The organism is Methylobacterium sp. AC832 (assembly GCF_979256025.1).
This window is the reverse complement of the sequence record NZ_CEEDMV010000007.1, coordinates 1-22010: the sequence shown is the minus strand read 5'-3', so window position 1 is coordinate 22010 and position 22010 is coordinate 1. Positions and strand designations below refer to the sequence as shown.

General features: G+C 67.8%; 23 protein-coding genes. 3 read left to right on the top strand and 20 right to left on the bottom strand.

The annotated features are described in order from the left end of the window. Window positions 1–79 precede the first annotated feature (79 nt). Both AC0IXR_RS20140 and AC0IXR_RS20135 read right to left on the bottom strand, forming a co-directional pair. Window positions 80–1174, bottom strand: a complete 1095-nt coding sequence (locus tag AC0IXR_RS20140) for a HigA family addiction module antitoxin (protein ID WP_471761918.1) — start codon at window positions 1172–1174, stop codon at window positions 80–82. Window positions 1175–1192: 18 nt separating this feature from the next. After that, window positions 1193–1474: a type II toxin-antitoxin system RelE/ParE family toxin gene (locus AC0IXR_RS20135; RefSeq protein WP_471761917.1), complete on the bottom strand. Its 282-nt coding sequence runs from the start codon at window positions 1472–1474 to the stop codon at window positions 1193–1195. A 345-nt stretch (window positions 1475–1819) separates the two neighbouring features. On the opposite strand from AC0IXR_RS20135, the gene AC0IXR_RS20130 reads away from it, so the two are divergent. Next, the gene (locus tag AC0IXR_RS20130) at window positions 1820–2095 is read left to right on the top strand and encodes a hypothetical protein (protein WP_471761916.1); all 276 of its coding nucleotides are present in this window, start codon (window positions 1820–1822) and stop codon (window positions 2093–2095) included. Between the two features lie 110 nt (window positions 2096–2205). Here the strand turns inward: AC0IXR_RS20130 and AC0IXR_RS20125 are convergent, their stop codons facing one another. Next, a complete protein-coding gene (locus AC0IXR_RS20125) occupies window positions 2206–4590 on the bottom strand; it encodes a heavy metal translocating P-type ATPase (RefSeq protein ID WP_471761915.1) in 2385 nt (794 codons plus the stop codon). 77 nt (window positions 4591–4667) lie between these two features. Between AC0IXR_RS20125 and cueR the strand changes: the two genes are divergently transcribed. Continuing rightward, window positions 4668–5153: a Cu(I)-responsive transcriptional regulator gene (cueR, locus tag AC0IXR_RS20120; protein ID WP_471761914.1), complete on the top strand. Its 486-nt coding sequence runs from the start codon at window positions 4668–4670 to the stop codon at window positions 5151–5153. On the opposite strand, the gene copM is transcribed toward cueR, so the two are convergent. The 9 genes from copM to AC0IXR_RS20075 all read right to left on the bottom strand — a co-directional run bounded on the left by copM (window position 5089) and on the right by AC0IXR_RS20075 (window position 12903). Beyond that, window positions 5089–5490 carry a CopM family metallochaperone gene (gene copM / locus AC0IXR_RS20115; protein WP_311274630.1) on the bottom strand — a complete coding sequence of 134 codons (402 nt, stop codon included), beginning with the start codon at window positions 5488–5490 and terminating at the stop codon, window positions 5089–5091. The genes cueR and copM overlap by 65 nt on opposite strands. A gap of 65 nt (window positions 5491–5555) precedes the next feature. Next, complete coding sequence (locus tag AC0IXR_RS20110) at window positions 5556–5804, bottom strand: hypothetical protein (RefSeq protein ID WP_311274631.1); 249 nt, start codon at window positions 5802–5804, stop codon at window positions 5556–5558. Window positions 5805–5968: 164 nt separating this feature from the next. Further along, window positions 5969–6334 (bottom strand): hypothetical protein, encoded by a 366-nt coding sequence (locus AC0IXR_RS20105; protein WP_311274632.1) that lies wholly within the window; start codon window positions 6332–6334, stop codon window positions 5969–5971. A 29-nt stretch (window positions 6335–6363) separates the two neighbouring features. Further along, window positions 6364–9510, bottom strand: coding sequence for an efflux RND transporter permease subunit (locus AC0IXR_RS20100; RefSeq protein WP_311274633.1), 3147 nt, complete (start codon window positions 9508–9510; stop codon window positions 6364–6366). Between the two features lie 12 nt (window positions 9511–9522). Next, window positions 9523–11262 (bottom strand): efflux RND transporter periplasmic adaptor subunit, encoded by a 1740-nt coding sequence (locus tag AC0IXR_RS20095; protein WP_471761913.1) that lies wholly within the window; start codon window positions 11260–11262, stop codon window positions 9523–9525. Between the two features lie 89 nt (window positions 11263–11351). Then, window positions 11352–11819, bottom strand: coding sequence for a hypothetical protein (locus AC0IXR_RS20090; RefSeq protein ID WP_311274635.1), 468 nt, complete (start codon window positions 11817–11819; stop codon window positions 11352–11354). A 94-nt stretch (window positions 11820–11913) separates the two neighbouring features. Further along, window positions 11914–12129, bottom strand: a complete 216-nt coding sequence (locus AC0IXR_RS20085) for a heavy-metal-associated domain-containing protein (RefSeq protein ID WP_311274636.1) — start codon at window positions 12127–12129, stop codon at window positions 11914–11916. A gap of 124 nt (window positions 12130–12253) precedes the next feature. Beyond that, the gene (locus tag AC0IXR_RS20080) at window positions 12254–12481 is read right to left on the bottom strand and encodes a GDCCVxC domain-containing (seleno)protein (protein ID WP_311274637.1); all 228 of its coding nucleotides are present in this window, start codon (window positions 12479–12481) and stop codon (window positions 12254–12256) included. Window positions 12482–12483: 2 nt separating this feature from the next. Further along, window positions 12484–12903 carry a mercuric transporter MerT family protein gene (locus AC0IXR_RS20075; RefSeq protein WP_311274638.1) on the bottom strand — a complete coding sequence of 140 codons (420 nt, stop codon included), beginning with the start codon at window positions 12901–12903 and terminating at the stop codon, window positions 12484–12486. A gap of 14 nt (window positions 12904–12917) precedes the next feature. Here AC0IXR_RS20075 and AC0IXR_RS20070 point away from each other — a divergent pair, with 14 nt between their 5' ends. Further along, window positions 12918–13382 carry a MerR family transcriptional regulator gene (locus tag AC0IXR_RS20070; RefSeq protein ID WP_311274639.1) on the top strand — a complete coding sequence of 155 codons (465 nt, stop codon included), beginning with the start codon at window positions 12918–12920 and terminating at the stop codon, window positions 13380–13382. A gap of 24 nt (window positions 13383–13406) precedes the next feature. On the opposite strand, the gene AC0IXR_RS20065 is transcribed toward AC0IXR_RS20070, so the two are convergent. From AC0IXR_RS20065 to AC0IXR_RS20030, 8 genes are all read right to left on the bottom strand, one after another. Then, the gene (locus AC0IXR_RS20065; RefSeq protein ID WP_311274756.1) at window positions 13407–13883 is read right to left on the bottom strand and encodes a DUF411 domain-containing protein; all 477 of its coding nucleotides are present in this window, start codon (window positions 13881–13883) and stop codon (window positions 13407–13409) included. 17 nt (window positions 13884–13900) lie between these two features. Then, complete coding sequence (locus AC0IXR_RS20060; RefSeq protein WP_311274640.1) at window positions 13901–17068, bottom strand: efflux RND transporter permease subunit; 3168 nt, start codon at window positions 17066–17068, stop codon at window positions 13901–13903. Then, the gene (locus tag AC0IXR_RS20055) at window positions 17065–18567 is read right to left on the bottom strand and encodes an efflux RND transporter periplasmic adaptor subunit (protein WP_311274641.1); all 1503 of its coding nucleotides are present in this window, start codon (window positions 18565–18567) and stop codon (window positions 17065–17067) included. The genes AC0IXR_RS20060 and AC0IXR_RS20055 overlap by 4 nt, the downstream gene beginning before the upstream one ends. Further along, window positions 18564–18959, bottom strand: coding sequence for a FixH family protein (locus AC0IXR_RS20050; RefSeq protein WP_311274642.1), 396 nt, complete (start codon window positions 18957–18959; stop codon window positions 18564–18566). Before AC0IXR_RS20050 ends, AC0IXR_RS20055 begins: the two co-directional genes overlap by 4 nt. Before the next feature lie 83 nt (window positions 18960–19042). Beyond that, window positions 19043–19438 carry a hypothetical protein gene (locus AC0IXR_RS20045; RefSeq protein ID WP_471762003.1) on the bottom strand — a complete coding sequence of 132 codons (396 nt, stop codon included), beginning with the start codon at window positions 19436–19438 and terminating at the stop codon, window positions 19043–19045. Window positions 19439–19725: 287 nt separating this feature from the next. Continuing rightward, window positions 19726–20706, bottom strand: a complete 981-nt coding sequence (locus tag AC0IXR_RS20040) for an arsenic resistance protein (RefSeq protein ID WP_311274643.1) — start codon at window positions 20704–20706, stop codon at window positions 19726–19728. Further along, on the bottom strand, window positions 20703–21089 hold the full coding sequence (locus AC0IXR_RS20035) for an ArsR/SmtB family transcription factor (protein WP_311274644.1): 387 nt from the start codon (window positions 21087–21089) through the stop codon (window positions 20703–20705). Before AC0IXR_RS20035 ends, AC0IXR_RS20040 begins: the two co-directional genes overlap by 4 nt. A gap of 99 nt (window positions 21090–21188) precedes the next feature. Beyond that, window positions 21189–22010 (bottom strand): MFS transporter (locus AC0IXR_RS20030; RefSeq protein ID WP_471761912.1); only part of this gene is annotated, 822 nt, incomplete at its 5' end.

The following is a 22010-nucleotide window of genomic DNA, read 5'->3' as shown; positions in this document are numbered from 1 at the left end:
CGCTTCGTGCTTCGGGCAGATCCTCGGGGCCTTGGCCGGACGGCCCGAGATGCCGGGCCTGGCCTATGCGCCGCATTGCTCAGGCCGCGGCAACCTCGTCCGCCCATCCCAAACGCATCTTCAGGTCGTTCAGGTGGCTGAAGGCAACGACGCGACGGTGTTGCAGCATTCCGACCACGATGCCGGGATGAAGCCCGACCTCGTCGGCGAAGGCCAAGACCTCCTGCTTCGTCCTGGGGCTCGTGGTGGCGAAGGCGGCGATCCGCTCGCGTCCGACCAGCATCTCCTCGGCCCAGGCATCCGCCTCGGCTTCGACGTCGTTGTCCTCGCCGTTCATATCATCGACGAAGTTCCTTCCCCGATGCAGGCTGATGTGTGCCGCCTCATGGAAGAAGGTCCACCAGAAATGGTCGTTGCTCTTCATGCGCAGCGACATCTGGATCATGGGACGCTCGTCGTTCAGCCATCGCGCCGACCCGAAGACGCAGGTCTTGCTCAATGGTTTCTGGAACACCAAGGCTACGCCGGACGCATGGCAGATTTCGAGCATGCGCGGCTCGAAGATCTCGGCGCGTTCCACAGTTAGCGAACGAATCTCGGCGCATCCCTGCACAAACCGTATCGGATCGTAGGCCGGCAGGCTGAGCCGGCGCGCCTTCTCCTCGCCCAGCATCAACCAGCAGAGCATGTGATGGGGCGAGGTGGTGCCAGTCCTTGCCCTCCGATGGTGCACGGCCAGGGAACCGAGCTTCGCCTCGTAGGCATGCGGTCCCCCAATCCCGAGGAGGCCCAGAAGCCCGTCCATAATCCTGCCGGGGTCGTTGGTTTGGGGAAGGCGCCTACAAGCCTTCAGTTCCCGGACGGGGAACCCCTTCAACCATTCCGCCTCGCGCGCGGCCGACTCCTGCTCCCGCTGCCGGGCCTGGAACAGGTCCCAGTTCGCCTGGAGGCCGGTCCAGATGTAGGCCCTGAGGCCGAGCACGTGCTCCAGCTTGAGGGCCGTCTCGGGCGTGACTGGGTTGGAGCCGTTGATAATCGTGCTGACGAGCTTGGGCGTCATGTCAGCGATGCGGGCGAACTCGGCTTGCGACCAGCCGCGCTCCTGGATGTACTCTTCGAGGTGTTCGCCGGGATGGGTCGCCCATTGCGGCGTCCAGGCTTCCTGCGTCGTCATCCCCTTTGTCTCCGCCGTTCAGTTGCCGTGGTAGTCGACGATTTCGATGATCTCGACTGCCGTGACCTGACTCGTGTCGAGCCCGCCGTCGGGCAGGCGGGGCACCGGGTCGTGGTCGGGCACGAAAACGATACGCCAGTTGTCCTTGATCGTGACCGAGAGTTGGCCGTCCCGGTCACCGCCGAGTTGATGACGGTGGTCGGGCGGCCCGGTTGGGACGTCCGAGAGGCGGGCCGCCTGCCCCATGACGTCCAGCCGCCTCCGGATTGGTTTCGCCCTGTCCCCGTAGGCCTTCGCCATCTGCTTCGGGTCCGACAGCGCCTTCCCCAGGCGCCTAGACCGGAAACGGATCTGCATCGCACCAATCCGTTACCCGCAAGGTAATGCTCCGCACTCCGTTACCCAATAGGTAACACGGTCGCAGTCGCATGGCGACTCCTCCGAACGCAGGACCGCCTCGCGGACGAGCACCGCTGACATCGTACTCAGCGGGATAAGCCTTCCTTATCCACGGCGACTGGGAGACTGAACATCCTCGGAACCCTCTTCAAAGCGGAGCCGTTCCTCACCGCTCCCATATGGCCATTCGATCCTAGATCGGCACGGTGCCGTGACGAGCCACCAACAACCAAAGAGGAAGCCCCCATGAGGAAGTCCCTGTTCGCCGTCGCTGCCCTGGCCGCGCTCGGTGCTATCGGCATCGCCGCCCCTGCCTCCGCCGCTCCGGGCATGGTCGGCGCCATCGATGCCCCGACCGCCGTAACTGAGGTCCGGATGGACGGCATGCACGGCCATCGCATGATGGGCCACGGGCACCATCGCGGCCATCGCATGATGCGTCACGGCTATGGTCATCGCATGATGGGTCACGGTCATCGTCGCGGCCACATGATGGGCCATCACCGCGGTCACCGCATGTAGCATTCCGCCGCTCCGGGTCGCGACGATCTGGGGCCGACCGGCGGGGCGAGGCGGAACGCTTTTCGCGCTGCGCCTCGCCAATCAAGGCATGGACTTGGAAACTGCATGCTCTAAAGGCGCACCGCACGCAGTCGCAACGCATTCCCGATCACGCTGACGGACGATAGCGACATCGCCGCCGCCGCGATGATGGGGGAGAGGAGCAGCCCGAAGGTCGGGTAGAGTACCCCGGCGGCGATCGGGATGCCGGCGGCGTTGTAGGCGAAGGCGAAGAACAGGTTCTGCCGGATGTTGCCCATCACCGCGCGCGACAACCGCCGGGCCCGCACGATCCCCATCAGGTCCCCCTTGAGCAGCGTGATGCCGGCGCTTTCGATGGCCACGTCCGTGCCGGTTCCCATGGCAATGCCCACATCCGCGGAGGCGAGGGCCGGCGCGTCGTTGACCCCGTCCCCGGCCATGGCGACCACCTGACCCGCCGCCTTGTGGCGCTCGACGACGGCTGCCTTGCGGTTCGGTAGGACATCGGCCTCGACCTCCTCGATCCCAAGTTGCCGGGCGACGGCCCCGGCGGTGATGCGGTTGTCACCGGTCAGCATGACAACGCGGATGCCTTCTTCCTTGAGACCCGCTAGGGCCTCGGCGGTCGTTGCCTTGACCGGGTCCGCGATTGCGATGACGCCGGCCACCCGCCCGTCGATGGCGGCGTAGATGGCGGTGGCCCCGTCCCGACGCAGCCCGTCCGCCGCCGCGTCGAGGTCCCCCGTCACGATGTTCTCCCCGGCAAGGAAGTTTGTGTTGCCGAGCAGAATGCGGCGCCCCTCGACCGTTCCAAGGGCACCCTTGCCGGTGGGTGAGTCGAATTCCAAGACTTCCGGAATCGTGATGCCGCGTTCTTCCGCCGCCGCCACGATGGCGACCGCTAGCGGATGCTCGCTCGACCGCTCGACGCCGGCCGACAGCCTCAGGATCTCCTCCTCAGAAAACCCCTCCGCTGGGACGATGCGGGTCACCGTCGGCTTGCCCTCGGTGAGGGTGCCGGTCTTGTCGACGACGAGGGTCGTGACCTTCTCCATCCGCTCCAGGGCCTCGGCGCTCTTGATGAGCACGCCGACCCCGGCCCCGCGACCGACGCCGACCATGATCGACATCGGGGTGGCCAAACCCAGGGCACAGGGACAGGCGATGATGAGGACCGCGACCGCGGCCACCAGCGCGTAGGTGAACCGGGGCTCAGGCCCAAGGGCCATCCAGGCGGCGAAGGCGAGGACCGCCACCCCGATGACGACGGGAACGAACCAGCCCGCGACCCTGTCGGCGAGGCGCTGGATCGGGGCGCGGCTGCGCTGGGCCTCGGCCACCATCTGGACGATGCGGGCCAGCATGGTGTCACGCCCCACCTTGCGGGCCTCGATGACCAGTGCCCCGGATTGGTTGATGCTGCCGCCGACGACGCTCGCGCCGGCCTCCTTGGTCACCGGCATCGACTCTCCCGTGATTAGGGACTCGTCCACCGAGCTCCGCCCCTCCACCACGGCGCCGTCGACCGGCACCTTCTCGCCGGGACGCACGCGCAGGCGGTCGCCGACCGCGATGTCCTCAAGCCGGACTTCGTCGTCCGTGCCGTCCTCGTGGAGCCGGCGGGCGGTTTTCGGGGCCAGGTCTAGGAGGGCTCGCAATGCCCCCCCGGTGCTCTCACGCGCCCTGAGCTCCAGGACCTGCCCGAGCAGGACGAGCACCGTGATGACGGCGGCCGCCTCGAAGTAGGCGGGCACGGCACCGCCATGGCCTCTCAGGGCGTCGGGAAAGAGGCTCGGCGCGAGGGTGGCTACGACCGAATAGGCCCACGCCACCCCCGTGCCGATGGCGATCAGGGTGAACATGTTGAGCGAGCGCAGGGCCACCGATTGGTAGCCGCGCACGAAGAACGGCCAGCCGGCCCAGAGCACCACGGGCGTGGCAAGGGCGAACTGTATCCAGTTCGAGTTCTGCTGTCCGATCCGCTCCGTCAGGCCGGTGAGATGACCGCCCATCTCCAGTGCGAACACCGGCAGCGTCAGGACCAGACCCACCCAGAACCGGCGGGACATGTCGCCAAGTTCCTCGTTCGGGCCGTCGTCCAGGCTCACCGTCGCCAGCTCCAGGGCCATGCCGCAGATCGGGCAGGATCCGGGCCCGACCTGACGGATCTGCGGGTGCATGGGGCAGGTATAGACGGCGCCCTCGGGGACATGCTCGACCCTCGCCGCCGCGCCGTTCGGATCGAGGTAGCGAGCAGGCTCCGCCTCGAACTTGGTCCGGCAGCCGTTGGAGCAGAAATAGAAGGGATGCCCGTCGTGCTCGGAGCGGTGCTTCGACGTGTGAGGGTCGATTGTCATCCCGCAGACCGGGTCCTTGACTGTCCCAGCGCCTGGCGGCGGCCCGGCGTGATGTCCGTGTGCGTGGTCGTGCCCTGCAGGCTCGCTGTGGTCGTTCGCTGCGGTGCCGTGGACCATGATCGTGTTCCCGTCTGTCGGTGTTGCCTATCGGTATGCAGCTTCCCATCATGGGAAGGTCAACAGTGAGGGTAGCCATGAACATCGGGCAAGCAGCGGAGGCGTCGGGCGTCTCGGCCAAGATGATCCGGCACTACGAAAGCATCGGCTTGGTGCCCCGTGCCGACCGTCGGGACAGCGGCTACCGCGACTACGATCCGGAGGACGTCCACCGGCTCCGCTTCGTCCGACGGGCACGGGACCTCGGCTTCTCCCTGGAACGCATCCGGGCGCTCCTCGGGCTTTGGAGCGACCCCGGTCGCAGTAGCTCTGAGGTGAAGGCCCTCGCCTTGACCCACATCAAGGAGCTCGAAGGGAAGGCCCTCCACCTGCAGGAGATGGCGGACGTCCTACGAGGCCTCAGCCGCGCCTGCGACGGCGACGAGCGCCCGGACTGTCCCATCATCGCGGGCCTGGAAGCCGGTCCCGTACCAACCTCCAGGCCTTCCACCAAGTGGCCTACTTCGCGTTCTTCTTCAGCCAAGCCTCCATCTCACCGACCTCCTTTTCTTGGTCGTCGATGATCTTCTGAGCCATCTCCTTGGTCGCCGGGTCCTTGGCATGCTTCAGGGCGACCTTGGCCATCGCCACAGCACCCTTGTGGTGGGGGATCATGTGGGTGCGGAAGTCGACGTCAGGGTTGCCCGTGTAGGCGACGTCCATGTCCTTCATCATGGCCATGTCGGCGGCCTTGAAGTCCTTGGTCGAGGCGTTGTCCTTCGGGTCCGGCTTCATGGACTCCATCGAACCCATGTCCTTGCCGGGCATCGCGCCGTGATCGTGCGTGGCCTGGGCGAGGGCCGGGCCGGCCAGTCCGAGACCGAGGGCGGCGGCGAGGGCGATCTTGCTGACGTTTTTCATGGTTGCCTTCCTGGCGTGATGTCGATGGATGCCTGCGTAGGTGGGCGACTGCCCCCTCGGCCGCTTCAGCGGCCGCGAGCGTTCTGCGGGGCCGTTTCCGTGGAATGCCGGCCGTCATGGCCCGTGCGCTCGCCGGAGCGCACCGTTCCGGCCTCGCCAGGACGGACGTCGTGGGCCGGACCGCCCGAGGTGCCGCCGCGGTTCGGCGTCGGCTGGGTCTGCTGCTCGGCGTTGGCGTTGCCCTGGTCGTCGGCAAGGGCCGGGGCAGCCGCCGAGAGGGCAATCAGCAGGGCGGTGATGGTCGTGATCTTCATGGGTTCGATCTCCTTGGTTCGTCGAGATGGACAGGCCGGCAAGCGTCTGCTTCCGGGTCGGTGACTTGGACAGGAGGGACGAGCCACTGAGCGGTCTCCCCTGCATCCCTGCGTGGGATCGGTCGGTCCCCTCCGGCCCGCGTTCGGGGCCGGAGGGCCGTTGATCAGTTGAACTTGCCGCTGGTCGTCGCGCCGTCGGGGGCGGTTAGCTGGACGGCGCCCTTCGGGCTCTCGCCGACGCTGACGGCGGCTTTGCCCGAGAGGCGGTTGCCGTCGGTCGGTTCGAGCGGCACACGGGCGGGCTTGCCGCCGACGACGAGGATGGCGGTGCCCTTGAAGCCGGTCGCCGGCACCGGCTTCTGGCTGCCGTCCGTGAGGAACACGTCGATGGTCTCGCCCTTGGCGACGAGCTCGACGTGATACTTTCCGGCGTCCGTCACACGGCCGCCGTGCTGGCCGGACACCTCGTGCGCATGGACCGGCAGGGCGAGCAGCATGCCGGCGGCCAGGGCCATTCTCCAGGGAATCATCAGGCTTCTCCTTTTTGGGATCGGTCGGCTCAGAACGCCTCGGCCGGACGCGGCTTGGCGCCGTCGGGACGAGGGGTGTCGGAGGTCTCAGCCTGTGTCGCGCGCAGGCGCTCCAGTGGGGCCTTGCCGAAGCGCAGGAACAGGACCGGCGTCAGGACCGTGTCGAGCAGGGTCGCGCTGATCAGGCCGCCGAAGATGGTCACCGCGACCGGGTGTAGGATCTCCTTGCCCGGGTTCGCGGCGTCGTAGAGCAGCGGTACCAGGGCGACGCCGGCCGACAGCGCCGTCATCAGCACCGGGGTCAGCCGCTCCAAGCTGCCCCGCACCACGAGGTCGCGTCCGAATGGCATGCCTTCGTGCAGCGACAGGTTCAGGTAGTGGCTGATCTTAAGGATGCCGTTGCGGGCGCTGATGCCGGTCAGGGTGATGAACCCAATCATCGACGCCACCGAGAGCGGCTGCCCGACCAGCCAGAGCGCGATCACGCTGCCGATGAGGGCGAGCGGCACGTTGCCCATGATGATCAGCGCCAGGACGGCCGAGCGGTAGCGGCTGTAGAGGATGGCGAAGACCAGGGCGAGGGAGAGCCCGGACAGGGCCGCGATGGTCCGGCTCGCTTCCTCCTGCGCCTGGAAGGTCCCCTCCAGGCTGGCGAAGAAGCCGGGCGGGAGCTTGGCGTCCGACACCTGCTGCCGGATGGCCGCCACGATGGTGGCCATGTCGCTCTGGCCGTTGGTGTTGGCCTGGACAACCAGGCGTCGCCGGCTGTTCTCCCGAAGGATCTGGTTCGGCCCGTCGGTCTCGCGGATGTCCGCGACCTGGCGAGCGGGCACCCATCCGGAAGGGGTCTCGATCAACAGGTCCTTTAACCCCTGCGTCGTGCGCTGCCGCTCGGGCAGGCGTAGGACCACGTCGAAGCGCTTGTAGCCGTCGGCCACGGTCGAGACGACACGCCCGTTCGAGAGGCGGCTGAGCTGCTCGACCACCGCCGAAGGCTGCACCCCGTAGAGGGCAGCCCTTGTGTAGTCGACCCGGATCTCAAGCTGGGGGATGCGGACCTGCTTCTCGACCTGGAGGTCGGCCAAGCCAGGGATTTTCGCCATGCGGTCCCGCATGTCGTTGGCCACGCTCCGAAGCGCGTCGAGGTCCTCACCAAAGATCTTCAGGGCGAGTTCCGCCCGAACCCCGGAGAGCATGTGGTCGAGCCGGTGCGAGATTGGCTGGCCGACGTTGACCGACAGGGGTAGGGCAGAGAGACGCTGGCGGATGTCGGCGACCACCGCATCCTTCCCCCGCCCGGCGCCCTTGAGCTCAACCTCGATCTCGGAGGAGTGGACGCCCTCGGCGTGTTCGTCGAGCTCGGCGCGTCCGGTACGGCGGCCGACCGCGGCGACCTCGGGGATGTCGAGTAGCAGGCGCTCGGCGATAAGACCGACGCGGTTGCTCTCTGAGAGGGAGATGCCTGGGTTGAAGGTCGTGTTGACGGTGAACGAGCCCTCGTTGAACGGCGGCAGGAAGGCCCGCGGCAGGTTCCAGGCGGCGATGCCGGCTGCCACGACTGCGATCGCCACTGTGGCGACGAGCACCCGCTGGTGCCGGAATGCGACCCCGAGCAGGCGAGCGTTGCCGCGCTTGAGCCAACGCAAAAGAGCGCTGTCGTGCTCGGCCAGGCTCTTGAGGCCGGGCAGCAGGTAGTACGCCAGCACCGGCGTCAAGGTCACCGATACGAGCAGGCTCGCCAGGATCGAGATGATGTAAGCCTGCCCCAAGGGCGCGAAGAGACGCCCCTCGATGCCGGACAGGGCAAACAGTGGTACGAATACGAGGACGATGATCATCGTCGCGTAGACGATGCCCGAGCGGACCTCGGATGAGGCCGAAACCACCACGTCGAAGGTCGAGCGCGGCGAGCCAGCCGCCCGGTTCTCGCCGAGCCTGCGGAAGATGTTCTCGACGTCGACCACCGCGTCGTCGACGAGCTCACCGATAGCGATGGCAAGGCCGCCCAGGGTCATCGTGTTGATGGACAGGCCGGCGAGGTGGAAGGCGATTGCGGTCGCTAGGATCGAGACCGGGATGGCGGTGAGCGAGATCACCGTGGTGCGCACGTTCAGGAGGAACGCGAACAGCACGATGGCCACCACTACGATGGCCTCGACGAGGACACGCTCGACGTTAGCAATGGAGGTCTCGATGAAGTTCGCCTGGCGGAACAGGACCTGGTCGGCCTTGATCCCATTCGGAAGGGTCGCGGTGACCTCCTTCAGAGCCGCCTCGATCTCGCGGGTGAGCTTCACGGTGTCGACGTCGGGTTGCTTCTCGACCGAGACGATGACCGCCGGCTTGCCCATGAAGCCGCCGTCGCCCCGCTTCACCCTTGGGGCGAACGAGACGTCCGCCACCTGGCGCAGGTAGACTGGCGCGTCGCCGACGTTGGCAACCACGACACTGCGCAGGTCGTCGAGGCTCATGGTCCGGCCGATGTTCCGGATGAGGTACTCGCGGGCGTACTGGTCAGTGAACCCACCGCCGGCGTTGGTGCCGAACTGGGTAAGGGACGCCTCAAGCTGTGCGTTGGTGACGCCAAGCGCTCGCATGGCCGCCACGTTCGGGCTGACCCGAAACTGACGCACCTCGCCGCCGATGGGGATCACCTGAGCGACGCCGGGAATGGTCAGGAGGCGCGGCCGCAGGATGAAGTCGGCAGCCTCGCGGATCTCCATCGGAGTGGCATTGTCTCCGGTGACCGCCACCAGCAGGATCTGGCCCATGATCGACGAGATCGGACCCATCTGAGGTGTGACGTTCGCGGGGAGCTGGTCACGGACAAGGGTCAGGCGCTCGGCGATCTGCTGCCGATTCCGGTAGATGTCGGTGCCCCAGTCGAACTCGACGTAGACGATGGAAAGCCCGACGCCGGAGACCGAGCGCACCCGGCTGACGCTGGGCAGGCCGTTCATCCGGGTTTCGATGGGATAGGTGACGAGTTGCTCCACCTCGGGCGGGGCGAGCCCCTCGGCCTCGGTCATGATGGTGACCGTCGGCTTGTTGAGGTCTGGGAACACGTCGACCGGGAGCTTGGTCGCCGTGAAGGCGCCGTACAGGATCAGGACGGCGGCGACCGCGAGCACGATCAGCCGGTTGCGCAGGGACTGCGTGACGAGGAAATTGAACATAGGCTTGCTTCCTCACCGGACCTGATCGAGGAGCTCAGCGCCCTCGGTGACGATGCGCTTGCCGGCACCGACGCCCTCGGCGACGAGCACGTTGGTCCCATCGAGGGGCTCGACCCGGACCTGCCGCGCCTCGAAGCGTTCGGCGGCGACGTGCTCGTAGACGATGGCCTGCCCATTGCCGGAGCGGACCACGGCCGCGCGCGGCAGGGCGAGGCCGGACTGTTCGGCGTCCGTGCCGGCGAGCACCGTGACGAACTGCCCGACCCGCAGGCCGCTGGTGTTGCCTTTCACCGCGAACTGGACCGGAATGGCCTGGTTGCGATCGGCGAGCCCGGCGCCCTGGTACACGAGGGACAGGGTGCGCCCATCGGCGAAGCGGGCCGTGGCATTTTCGGCTGGCGTAAGGGCATCGAAGCTCAGGGCCTCGACCCATAGCCGGGTCGGGTCGACGATCTGGAACACCATACCGCCGGCAGCCGCCATCTGGCCCGCCACGGCGGTCGCTTGCGCGATCACGCCGTCGACGGGTGCCACGAGGGCCTCCGGCTGCTGGCGCGCCTTGTCGAGGGCCGTGCGGCGGTCCTGCAGGCCCTTCAACTCTGACAGGGCGTCGTCGAGCTGGGTCTGGGCGACGGCACCGGTGACCGCGAGCTTGCGATAGCGCTCGACCCGGCGCTCGACGACATCGATCTGCTGGTCGAGCTCGCCCTGGCGCTGGCGCATGTCGGAGACGTCGATGGCCTGGACCGGCGGGGTGACGTAAGCGAGCACGTCACCCTTCTTGACCGTCGTGCCAAGCCTGGGAAACAGGCCCGAGGCTGGCGGCGAGAGGCGGCCGCCCACGGAGGATTGCACGACGCCACTGGCGTTCGGGTCAGGGATCACGCGCCCCGGCAATTCGACCGTCCGGTGGAACGTCGCCTGCTCCGTCATCGTGGTGCGCAGGACGAGCAGGCGCTGGGTGGGCTTGGGCACGAACACCGAGCCGTCGCGCAGACGCTGGGCCAGGTCTGAGGAGGGCTGAGCAGGGTCGAGCAGGGCCGCGCCTTGTACGGGCGCATCCTTGGTTGCGGCGCCGTGGTCCTCGTCGCCGTGCGCGAAGGCGGCCGTCCCAAGTGCCAAGGTGACGACTACGGCCATGACGGCCACGGCCGGCAGGCTGCGCCGCCCCCGCGTGAGCACGGTGATCAGCATGCCGAGGAGGAAGGCGGCCGCCGCGGTCAGCATCAGGACCGGGTCCTTGGCGGCGAGACGCGCCTTCAGGTCCGCGACCGCATCGGACACCTTCCCCATGGCTGTCACGCTCGGCACCGTCGCCGGAGTGGCCCCAGACGCTACCGTTTCCGGAATCGACAGTGGGACGGTAAGGACGTCGACCGCGTCCCCGGCGGTGACGGTCACCAGCAGGTCGTGCGACCCCGCCTTCGCGAGCCAGGGCGCGGCGAGCACGTAGGCTGCCTCATCGGTCTCGGTCGCCGTCATCTGGCCCTCGGGCGTCTCCACCTCCAGGACGGCGCCATGGACTGGCTCGTTCGTCCGGAAGCGGTCGAGGTAGAACATCACCTTCCCGTCCCGCGGGATGGCGGTCAGCTCGAAAGCGTCGGACGCGGCCTCGCCACGCGGGGCGACGGACTTCGAGACCGGCGGGGTCGGCGCACCGTGGTCGTGCCCCTCATGGGCACGTGCGGGACCCGCCGGCAAAGAGACGGCCAGCCACGCCGCACCAAGGGCGGCGGCAATGCGAAAAGACATGGAAGGGCATCCTCACGTTCGAACACCGGACGCACACCTGGAAAAACCAGACGGAATCCGACCGTTGCGCGCCTCGGGCGCGCCGTTCGTTACGCGAGGGTTCTTGGGGGCCTGGGCAGGGCCTCGGGGCCGATGCCGGTAAGGCCGTCGACGTCGTGCGCGATCAGCGCGACATGCCCGAAGGCGAGCGTCGGCAGGGACACGGAACCGCCCAGGATGCCGGGCACGCAGCAGGACATCGTCCCGCAGCAGGCGCCCTTGCACGGGCCGGGGCAGCATCCGCGACCCTGTTCGTCGGATTGGATCGAACCGGGGGTGGCGGAGCCAACGATGGTCTCGAAGGTGGCGGCTGGAATGACGGCCAAGGCAACCTTCGTCACCGCCACCGGGGCCACTTGAACGACCGGCGGCGAAGGTGCCACATCCACCGAGGCGGCCTGGCGGTGACCATGGTGGGCATGGCCCTCGTGAGCCTGGACGGCAGACGGCGAGACGTAGGCGACGATCATCACGATCATCGCCGCCATCAAGCGCGCGAGTTGCCGGTCGAGGTTCATGATACCCGCGTACACCAAATGAGAGCTGGGAGGAATGGCCAGTTCGAAGGAAGCAATCCTCGAACCGCGCCTTCGGTTTCAGATCTTTGTCGGTTCAGGCCGCAAGGGCTACGGCGTCCGCGCCATAGCCGGCGGCACGGACCGCGTCGACGAACCGTCCGGCCGGGGTCCCGGCGAGGCTCGTGATGGCGACCTTGCCGGTCGGGAGATCGACCGAGACCGTGGCGCCGGCATCCACGTCGTGGATCGCGCGGGTGACTGACTTGGCGCAGCCGGCGCAGTTCATCCTGGTGACCTTGATTTCGAACATGACGACTCTCCGTTCGGGTGACGTCACACCCAGATGGTGCTTCCCACCGTGGGAAGGTCAAGGTCCATCGGTCATTTGGGCGACGGGAGCCGCTTTGCCGGATCGGTTGAACTTTTGGGTCGCATCAGTTTCCATCGCAGCAGGCCGAAGGGGTCCCGCTCCGTATGGCCTCCTGGATCGGGGGGCACGGCACGTCGCCGTAGGAGCAGAACACGCAGCAATCCCCGGTCTTGGGTTGGAGAAGGGTCCCGCACCCGGTGCAGTCATAGAAGAACCGGCAAGCGTCGGTGGGCATCGTTTCCAAGGCCTGCCGACCGCAGTGCGGGCAGGTGAGCGTCGATTGAAGCTGCATCGTCAGCCTCGCATCGCCCGCAGGACGACCGGCTCGATATATGGCTCCCATATCGCCGCCAGGCCGACGAGGATGCTGCCGGACCCGAGCAGGGTCGCCGTCCGCCATCGGCCCCGTTTCCCCGCACACGGACCTGACGGCGCGCATGCGCGCGCACGGTGCCGGAACATCACGCCCCAGCCGATGAGCAGCGCGAGGGTGGCGCCGCCCAGCAGGAACGGGCGCAGTTCCACCAGGAGATGCAAGCCACCGAACACTGCCCCCGTCGCACCGAGGCCTGCTAGGGCGACCGGCAGGGCACAGCACGAGGACGCCGCGAGAGCCCCCATTCCGGCCACGGTACCCAGGCTCGCGAGCACGCCGGGCGAAAGTGCGGGCGGGTCCGCGCTCGCGATTGGTTCGGCCAAGGCTCGAACGCTCATGTGTGGTGCTCCCGATGATCGCGTGGCACCTTGCACCCCGTAGCCGCTACGGGTTCAAGCACAAAGTGGTCGCATCACCGCAAGGCATCACCATCGGACGGCTGGCCGAGGCGGCTGGCGTCAACCTTGAGACCATCCGGTACTACGAGCGCATCGGGCTCATGCCCCCGCCGCCAAGGACCGCCGGAGGCCATCGCGTCTACGACAATACCCATGTCCGGCGTCTGGCCTTCATCCGCCATGCCCGGGAACTCGGTTTCGGCATCGAGGATATCCGGGCCTTGCTGAGGCTCTCGGAACCGGGCCATCGTTCCTGTGCCGAGGTGCGGGACATCGCGAGCGTGCACCTGGCGGCGGTGCGGGATAAGCTCACCCGCCTGATGGCACTTGAGCGCGTCCTCGATGAGACCGTCCATCGATGCACGGGTGAGCCGGTTCCCGCATGCCCGGTCCTCGACATGCTGGGCGCGGTGAGTTGAGGGGGTCCCTCTTCTTGACGCGGTTCAAGCCACCACGCCTCCGCGGTATCGCGCGAATGTTTCGCGGCCTGCCGGTCCGAACAGGACGACGTCGTAGGTGTCGGGTTCCATGCCCTCGACCTCCATGCCGGGGGAGCCGGCGGGCATGCCGGGGACGGCCAGCCCCGTGCCCTCGGGCTTCTCGGCCAGGAGCCGCCTGATCGCCCCGGCCGGCACGTGCCCCTCCACCACGTAGCCGCCGACCTGGGCGGTGTGGCAGGAAGCGAGGTCCCGTGGCACCCCGAGGCGCACCTTCAGCGGGTTCACCGGGCCCTCCGTCACGGTTACCGCGAAACCTTGCTCCCGCAGGTGGGCGACCCACTTCTCGCAGCAGCCGCAGCTCGGGTCCTTCGTCACGGCCACGGTGGGCAGGGCCTGCGCCAGGGCGTGATGGCCAAGGGTGACCGACGCCGCCAGGCCCAGCACCAGGGCGCGTCGCGTCGGTCTCGTCGTCTCGTTCATCATCTGGTCTTTTCCTCTCATTCAACGGCCAAGGGCATCGTGGGCTCTTCGACGGATACCGGTCGCATATCGGATTTCGGCAGTCCCCATCCCTTTACCAGCCCGTAGACCGCCGGGATCACGACCAAGGTCAGGACGGTCGACGACACCATGCCGCCGATCATGGGGACCGCGATCCGCTGCATGACCTCCGAGCCCGATCCGGTGCTCCACAGGATTGGCACTAGCCCGGCCATGATGGCGACGACCGTCATCATCTTCGGGCGAACCCTCTCGACCGCGCCGACCATGATGGCCCGCCGCAGATCCTCACGGGCGAGGGGCCGCCCATCGCGGTTACACGCGGCCCGGACCTCGTCGAGGGCATGGTCGAGGTAGACCAGCATGATCACCCCGGTCTCGGCCGCCACGCCGGCGAGCGCGATGAAGCCGACCGCCACCGCCACCGACATGTTGAAGCCCATCCACCACATCAGCCAGATGCCGCCGACGAGGGCGAAGGGCAGCGACAGCATCACGATGAGGGTCTCGGTCATGCGGCGGAAATTGAGGTAGAGGAGCAGGAACACGATCAGCAGCGTCAGCGGGACCACGACCTTGAGCCGGGCCGTCGCCCGGTCAAGATACTCGACCTGCCCGCTCCACTGCACGAGGGTACCCTGCGGCAGGCTGACCTCGTTGGCCACCGCCGCCCTGGCCTCGGCGACGTAGCCTCCGAGGTCGCGACCGGCGACGTCGACGTAGATGAATACCGCGAGCTGGCCGTTCTCGGTCCGGATCTGGGTCGGACCGCGCGTGAGGGCGACCTTGGCGACCTCGCCGAGCGGTACCGTCCCCCCGCCAGGGATCGGCACCTGGACCTCGGAGGCGATGGATCGCGGGTCGGAGCGGAAGGCGCGCGGGTAGCGCACGTTGACGGTGTAGCGCTCGCGGCCCTCGACGGTGTTGGTGACGCTCTCGCCGCCGAGCGCCATGGCGATGACGTCCTGCACGTCGCCGATCGTCAGCCCGTACCGGCCCAGCACCTCGCGGTCGGGGGTGATGTCGAGGAAGTAGCCGCCCTGGACGCGCTCGGCATAGGCGCTCGACGTACCCGGGACCGCCTTCGCCACGGCCTCGACCTGGCGGGCGACCTTTTCCATCTCGGTGAGGTCCGTCCCCAATACCTTGATCCCGACGGGCGTGCGGATGCCGGTCGAGAGCATGTCGATCCGGGCACGGATCGGCTGGGTCCAGGCATTCGAGACCCCGGGGAACTGGAGCGCGGCGTCCATCTCGGACTTGAGGCTCGCCATCGTGACCCCGGGTCGCCACTCCGCCTTCGGCTTCAGGTTGACGATGGTCTCGAACATCTCGGACGGCGCCGGGTCCGTCGCGGTGTTGGCCCGTCCGGCCTTGCCGTAGACCGAGGCGACCTCGGGGAACGACTTGATGATCCTGTCCTGGGTCGCCAGCAGGTCCCCGGCCTTGGTCACCGAGATGCCCGGCAGGGTGGTGGGCATGTACATCAGGGTGCCCTCGTCGAGATCGGGCATGAATTCCGAGCCGAGTCGGCTCGCCGGCCACGCCGTCGCCGCCAGGACGACGAGGGCCAGCAGGATGGTAAGCACCCGCGCCCGCAGGACGCCCGCGATGAGCGGTCGGTAGATCCAGATCAGGAGTCTGTTCACCGGGTTACGATGCTCGGGGATGATCCGGCCACGGACGAAGAGGATCATCAGGGCCGGCACGAGGGTCAGGGACAGCACCGCTGCCGCCGCCATCGCGAACGTCTTGGTGAAGGCCAGGGGCCCGAACAGGCGCCCTTCCTGGCTCTCCAAGGTGAAGATCGGCAGGAAGCTCACGGTGATGATGAGGAGCGAGAAGAACAGCGACGGCCCAACCTCGCTTGCGGCCTCGATGAGGATCTCGACGCGACGCTTGCCTGGGTCTGCCCGTTCCAGGTGCTTGTGGGCGTTCTCGATCATCACGATGGCGGCGTCGATCATGGCACCCACCGCGATGGCGATGCCGCCCAGGCTCATGATGTTGGCCCCGAGCCCCAAGGCCTTCATGCCCGCGAACGCCATCAGGATGCCGACCGGCAGCATCAGGATCGCGACCAGCGCGCTGCGGACGTGGAGCAGGAACACGACGCAGACGAGGGCGACGATGGCACTCTCCTCGATCAGCGTGCCCTTGAGGGTCTCGATGGCCGCCTCGATCAGGTGCGAGCGGTCATAGACCGGAAGGATCTCCGTGCCCTTGGGCAGGTTGGCGGCGACCTCGGAAAGCCGGGCCTTCACGTTCTCGATCACGTTCAGGGCGTTGGCACCGAACCGTTGCAGGATGATCCCGCCGGCGACCTCGCCCTCGCCGTTCATCTCGGTGATGCCTCGCCGCTCGTCGGGGCCAAGCTCGACCCGCGCCACGTCCTTCACCCGCAACGGGGTGCCCGCCTCGGTCTTCAAGACGATGCTCTCGATGTCGGCGACGCTCTTCAGGTAGCCGCGGCCCCGAACCACGAACTCGAACTCGGAGAGTTCGACGGTGCGGCCGCCGACGTCGGCGTTGCTCGCCCGGATCGCCTCCCTCAGCTTGGACAGGGTGATGCCCTGCGCCCGTAGGCGGTTCGGATCGACCACCACGTTGTACTGCTTGACGAAGCCGCCGACCCCCGCGACCTCCGCCACGCCTTCGGCGCGGGACGCCCCGAAGCGGACGACCCAGTCCTGGAGCGAGCGGAGCTCGGCCAGCGTCCGTTCCTTGGCGACCACGACGTACTGGTAGACCCAGCCCACGCCGGTCGCGTCCGGTCCCAGCGTCGGGGTGACGCCGGCCGGCAGGCGCTTGGCCACGGTGTTCAGGTATTCGAGCACCCGGCTGCGAGCCCAGTACGGGTCCGTGCCGTCCTCGAAGATCACGTAGACGAACGAGACGCCGAAGAACGAGAACCCGCGCACGACCTTCGACCGGGGCACCGTCAGCATGGCGGTGGTCAGCGGGTAGGTAACCTGGTCCTCGATGACCTGGGGCGCCTGCCCGGGGTATTCGGTGTAGACGATGGTCTGGACGTCCGAGAGGTCCGGGATCGCGTCGAGCGGCAGGGTTTTGAGGGCGTAGAGCCCGGCTCCCACCGCAAAAATGGTCCCGATCAGGACCAGCACCAGATTCCGGGCCGACCAGGCGATGAGGCGGGCAATCATGGCGCCTTCCCTTCGGCCGCGGCCTGCGTGCCGGGATCGGGCTTGGGTTCGGAAAGACCTTGGAGGGCCGCCTTCAGGTTGCTCTCGGCGTCGATGAGGAAGTTGGCCGAGGTTACTACGCGGTCGCCCGCGGCGATGCCGTCGCGGATCTCGACGTAGCCGTCGCCCCGGGTGCCGAGCCTGACAGGCCGCGGTTCGAAGCGGCCTTCGCCCTTGTCCAGCAGAACGACCTGCCTGGTGCCGGTGTCGATGACCGCGTCGTCGGGCACCGCGACCACCGGACTGTCGCTGCCGGTGGCGATGGCGACGTCGGCGAACATGCCCGGGCGCAGGTCGCCGTTCGGGTTGGGCAATTCGATGCGCAGGCGGGCGGTCCGGGTCCCCATGGCAAGGTGCGGGTAGATCCGGGTCACCGCGCCGGTGAAGACGCGATCCGGAAAGGTCCGGGCGCGCACGGTCGCCGTCTGGCCTTCGGCCACCGCCGCGAGGTCGCGTTCGGTCACGTCGGCCAGGACCCAGACCCTGGAATGGTCGACGAGCTTGAACAGTGTGTCGCCGGACTTGGCGCGCATGCCGTCCGAGACGTTGCGCTCGACCACGACGCCGTCGCGGGGCGCCGACCACGTGATGGTGGAAGGCACTTTTCGGGATCGCTCGATCTCGTCGATGACCTCGGGCGGAATGCCGAGGTTCTCCAGGCGGCGCCGGGCGCCCTCGTAGCCGATGCCGGTGAGGTACTGCGCGGCGGCCGCGTTCATCTCCGGCGAGAACAGCCGCAGGAGCGGCTGCCCCTTGCGGACGTGGTCGCCGGTGGTGACGGCCTCGACCTTCTCGATGAAGGCGTCGGTGCGCATCGCGATGACCGAGATCCGGCGCTCGTCCTCCTCGATGGCGCCGGGCGCGCGCACCGGCATCGACAGGACTTGTCGCTCGGCTACCGCCGTCCGAACCCCGGTGCGCTGGAGCTTGCCGGGCGAGATTTTCACGGTGCCGTCGTCAGTGTCCTCGCCCTCGTAGACGGGGAGGTAGTCCATCCCCATCGAGTCCTTTTTCGGAATCGGCGAGGTGTCCGGCAGGCCCATCGGGTTGCGGTAGAAGCGCACTTTGCGGGCGCTCCCAGGCATTGTGGCCTGACCCATGGCCATGTCGCCGTGCCCGGCGTCGGGCATCGCCTCCGCCTCATCGGGTTCGTCGAAGCGGACGTCCTCGCTGGCGTGGACGGCGCGATAGTCGCGACCGTCCGCCGTGCGCTTGCGCTCCGCGGCGTAGTCCGGCTTCCCGTCCGGGTCCTGGTAGTAGACGACTGGTCCCGTCGCCTTGGCCGGGACCCGAGCGGGCACCGGGGATGCCTGCCGGGCGCCCGGCAGCCAATGGGCGAACCCAATCCGCGCCTGCTGGACGAATGCCGGCACGGGGCTGCCCTCATGCCCCGCGCCATACCCCAAAACCCCCGCCGCGAGCGCGGCGAGGGTCCCGGCTGTCCAAGCCGTCCGGCTCACTTGGTGGCCTTGAACACCAGCCTGTTCTCGACGGTGCCGGTCTCGCCCTGCACCTTGGCCCCGAGCGAGAGGCGCCAGCCGCCGGCCATCGTCAGCTTCGCCTTGAAGCGGTAGATGCCCGGCTCCGGCGACGGCACCTGTTCGATCTTCGAGGTCATCTCCTCCATGCTGTCGGGCGCCATGTCGATGCGCTTGGCGAAGATGACGGCGTTCGGCACGGGCTTGGACGTGCGCTTGTCGACGAGGCGGACGTCGAGGATGGCCTCGCCCTGCTTGGCCTCGTCTTTCACGAGTTGGAACTCGTAGTCCTTGGTATCGGCCCGGGCCGCGGCGGTCAGGGCGAGGCCGAGCAGCGCAGCCGTGAAGGCGCGCGAAAAAAATGTCTTGGACACGGTCGATGATCTCCTGAAAACGATGGGACCCGGGCGTTTTAGGCGCGCGGGATCGGCCGGCGCAGCCGCCGGCGGCATCGGGTTCAGGCTCGGGGAGGCTCGGAGGGTGGCCCTTGCGAGAGGCTGTCGAAGGAGGCCGTGACGGCCCAAATAGTTCCCTCGACGACGGCGCGGCGGACAGGCATCCGCACGCCGCCGGGGAGGCCGGTCGCCACCTTCGCCAGGCAAAGCGCCATCAACGGACAGCCCTTCGAGCAGTCGGGAAGGTCCGGCTGATTCTTGGGACAGCACGGCATGTCATCCATGGCCATCCCGGTCATGTCATCCATGGCCTCGTCGAGCATCGCCATGGCGTGCCCCTGAACGGCCGTCGGTGCGTGCATGCCCGCAGCGGCCGCAGATGCGGTCACCGGCGCAAGGGCGAGGCTGAGCGCCGCCAGGAGCGGGAGCAGCCGCCGAAGGGCGAGCCAGAAGGTCACGAACGGACGATGCCACATCGAGTGTCGGCGCGGAAGGGACAGGGACTGCCTGATGAAAGCCCCACCGGCGGAGAGACCAAACCCGCGACGAGGAAGCCGAGGGACAGGCCCCCGATGACCCATCACAGAGGCCACCCCGTGTCCTCCGATATCAGGTTGTCGAGCACGGACAGCAGGTAGAACGAGCCCCCCAGGTCAGGATTTGGATCGAGCCAAGGGCCGAGATCACCACGAGACGGTGGCGATGCGGGATCACGGGTACGCTTTGCCGTCTCATCGGGGTCGACCTAGACGGCCGGGACTGGCGACGCCGCCGTTGGGCCGAGCCTGGGCATGAGGCGGACGTAAGCGAGTTCGCTCAGGAGCTCAATCAGTGTCTGGGTGACGATGACGGCGGGCAGGAGCGGGACGGCGCCCGGAATGGCGAAGGCCAGCGGCAGAACCACCAGGGAGTTGCGGGTGGCGGCGCTGAAGGCCAACGTCCGCACCGTGGGGGCGTCGAGGCGGAACGCGCGCCCAACCGCCCAGCCCAGCAAGGGGGCCGCCACGGCGAAGGCGACGTACACGGGGACCACCCGCAGGGCATCGTCGAGCGCGGGCCCGAGTTGGGGAAGGACGGACGCGATCACCACGAACAGGACCAGCGCCGTCGCCGGCACCGGCAGGAGCCCGAGGCCCCTGGTCACCCGTTGCCCGGCCGGGCGGCGTCCGGCCCAGAGCTGCACCGCCGCGGCAAGCCCGAGCGGGACCGCGATGAGCCAGACGAACGCATGCACGAACGGTCCGACCTGGACGAACCTAGCGGCGTCCTCGCCAAGGAAGACGTTCAGGTAGACCGGCAGCAGCAGCATCTGCGCGATCAGCAACGCCGGGGTGGAGGCCAGTAACACCTTGGCGTCGGCCCGTCCGAGATGGGCGAAGGTCACGACGTAATCGATGCACGGCGTGAGAAGCACCATTAGGACGCCCAGGCGCAGCATGGGATTGGCGGGCAGGAATTGGATCAGGCCTGCGACCAGCACCGGCAAGACGACGAAGTTCGTGACGAGCAATGCCGCGAGGAAGCGGACGCGTGCGAAGGACCGCCCGAGTTCGGCCAACGGCACCTGGAGGAAGGTAACGAACAGCATCAGCCCAAGGGCAGGGTTGATCCCAGGCTCAAGCGCAGTGGTGCCGGGAACCGTTAGCGCCACGATGATGGCGATGCCGATTGCAGCGAAGTAGATCGCGATCTGATGGCCTTCGAGGGTGTCGCGCAGCGTGGTCATGCTTCCTCGCAGGCGATCGTTGGGGATGGCCCGACACGTTGCGGCCTCCCGGTGCATTTGGCGAACAGGTCGATGGCGCGGTCGCAGACCTCGCAGTGGCCCTCGCAGCAATCGCGCATCAGGAAGGCGACGAGGTCGGATAGGGCTGGGAAGATCGCGCTGTAGATGATCGAGCGCCCCTCGCGGCGGCTCTCGACAAGGCCGGCATTCTCAAGGTGGTTGAGGTGGAACGAGATGCGCGGCGCGGAGGCCCCGGCGATCGCCTCGGTGATGGCGCCGGCCGCCAAGCCCTTCGCGCCGGCCGTGACAAGGAGGCGGATGATGCGAAGGCGGGTCTCCTGCGCAATGGCCGCGAAGCCGTCGAGTGCTTGTTTCTCTTGCACGACACTTAAACCGTTATGGAACCGTTTAAGCGTCAGTAGGCTGGCAGGGGGTCGAGGGCAAGGTCAGATCGAGGCTGGATCGCGGCAACCGCCGGCTTGCTAGCTTTGCGGCCGGACACGCCAGAGGGATAAGGCAAGCGCGACGTTCGCCACGGCGAGGACGCTGAGCAGGGCGTAGGTGGCGTTCGCGCCACCTTGGGCGAGGACCACGGCCCCGACGGAGGGGGCAAGCGCCTGCGCCACCAGCCCCGGACGGGCGAGCCGGCCGACGAGCGCGGCGTAGCGCTCGGGACCGAACAAGGCCAGGGGGACCGTACCCCGTGCGATCGAGTAGATCCCGTTTCCAGCCCCGTAGAGGATCAGCGCCAGCCCAACCAAGGGTAGGCCGGTGGTTAGCATCGCGACCCCCAGGGCCACCAGGACCATGGCCGCGGTGAGGGTCCAGAGGGGATGGTGCCGACCCCTTCCGGCCATCTCGACGATGCGGGCCCCCACCTGTGCCGGTCCGATTATTGCCCCGTATGCAACGGCCGAGGTGAGAGCCACGCCACGGGCTTGAAGCAGGGTGATGAGGTGCACCGAGACCATGGCCATCACCGTGCCCCCGAGGGTCAGCACCCCTGCCATGAGGAGGAATGCACGACGCTCTCGTCCCTCAAGCTGGATGGTAGGGATCGCGCCTTCCAATCGTGTGACGATACGTATGGGCGGCTTGGGGATCACGAGCAGGACGAGGGGCAACGTGACCGAGAGGTGCAGGCCTGCATAGGCGAGACAGGTCCCCCGCCAGCCCACCTGCTCGATCAGGAACGCCGAGAGAGGCCAGCATACCGTGCTGGCGAAACCGCCCCACAGGGTTAGCGTGGTGATGGCTGGCCTAGCCTCGGCACCGTAGAGACGCCCGAGGGTGGCGAAGGCGGG

Excerpts from the sequence above, each read along its gene's own strand:
- AC0IXR_RS20065 (WP_311274756.1), bottom strand. The coding sequence starts at position 13,883 with ATGAACGAGACGACGAGACCGACGCGACGCGCCCTGGTGCTGGGCCTG.
- AC0IXR_RS20140 (WP_471761918.1), bottom strand. The coding sequence starts at position 1,174 with ATGACGACGCAGGAAGCCTGGACGCCGCAATGGGCGACCCATCCCGGC.
- AC0IXR_RS20110 (WP_311274631.1), bottom strand. The coding sequence starts at position 5,804 with ATGAAGATCACGACCATCACCGCCCTGCTGATTGCCCTCTCGGCGGCT.
- AC0IXR_RS20075 (WP_311274638.1), bottom strand. The coding sequence starts at position 12,903 with ATGAGCGTTCGAGCCTTGGCCGAACCAATCGCGAGCGCGGACCCGCCC.
- AC0IXR_RS20090 (WP_311274635.1), bottom strand. The coding sequence starts at position 11,819 with ATGAACCTCGACCGGCAACTCGCGCGCTTGATGGCGGCGATGATCGTG.
- AC0IXR_RS20130 (WP_471761916.1), top strand. The coding sequence starts at position 1,820 with ATGAGGAAGTCCCTGTTCGCCGTCGCTGCCCTGGCCGCGCTCGGTGCT.
- cueR (WP_471761914.1), top strand. The coding sequence starts at position 4,668 with ATGAACATCGGGCAAGCAGCGGAGGCGTCGGGCGTCTCGGCCAAGATG.
- AC0IXR_RS20060 (WP_311274640.1), bottom strand. The coding sequence starts at position 17,068 with ATGATTGCCCGCCTCATCGCCTGGTCGGCCCGGAATCTGGTGCTGGTC.
- AC0IXR_RS20095 (WP_471761913.1), bottom strand. The coding sequence starts at position 11,262 with ATGTCTTTTCGCATTGCCGCCGCCCTTGGTGCGGCGTGGCTGGCCGTC.
- AC0IXR_RS20105 (WP_311274632.1), bottom strand. The coding sequence starts at position 6,334 with ATGATTCCCTGGAGAATGGCCCTGGCCGCCGGCATGCTGCTCGCCCTG.
- AC0IXR_RS20125 (WP_471761915.1), bottom strand. The coding sequence starts at position 4,590 with ATGGTCCACGGCACCGCAGCGAACGACCACAGCGAGCCTGCAGGGCAC.
- AC0IXR_RS20135 (WP_471761917.1), bottom strand. The coding sequence starts at position 1,474 with ATGGCGAAGGCCTACGGGGACAGGGCGAAACCAATCCGGAGGCGGCTG.
- copM (WP_311274630.1), bottom strand. The coding sequence starts at position 5,490 with ATGAAAAACGTCAGCAAGATCGCCCTCGCCGCCGCCCTCGGTCTCGGA.
- AC0IXR_RS20085 (WP_311274636.1), bottom strand. The coding sequence starts at position 12,129 with ATGTTCGAAATCAAGGTCACCAGGATGAACTGCGCCGGCTGCGCCAAG.
- AC0IXR_RS20070 (WP_311274639.1), top strand. The coding sequence starts at position 12,918 with ATGATCGCGTGGCACCTTGCACCCCGTAGCCGCTACGGGTTCAAGCAC.
- AC0IXR_RS20100 (WP_311274633.1), bottom strand. The coding sequence starts at position 9,510 with ATGTTCAATTTCCTCGTCACGCAGTCCCTGCGCAACCGGCTGATCGTG.
- AC0IXR_RS20040 (WP_311274643.1), bottom strand. The coding sequence starts at position 20,706 with ATGACCACGCTGCGCGACACCCTCGAAGGCCATCAGATCGCGATCTAC.
- AC0IXR_RS20080 (WP_311274637.1), bottom strand. The coding sequence starts at position 12,481 with ATGCAGCTTCAATCGACGCTCACCTGCCCGCACTGCGGTCGGCAGGCC.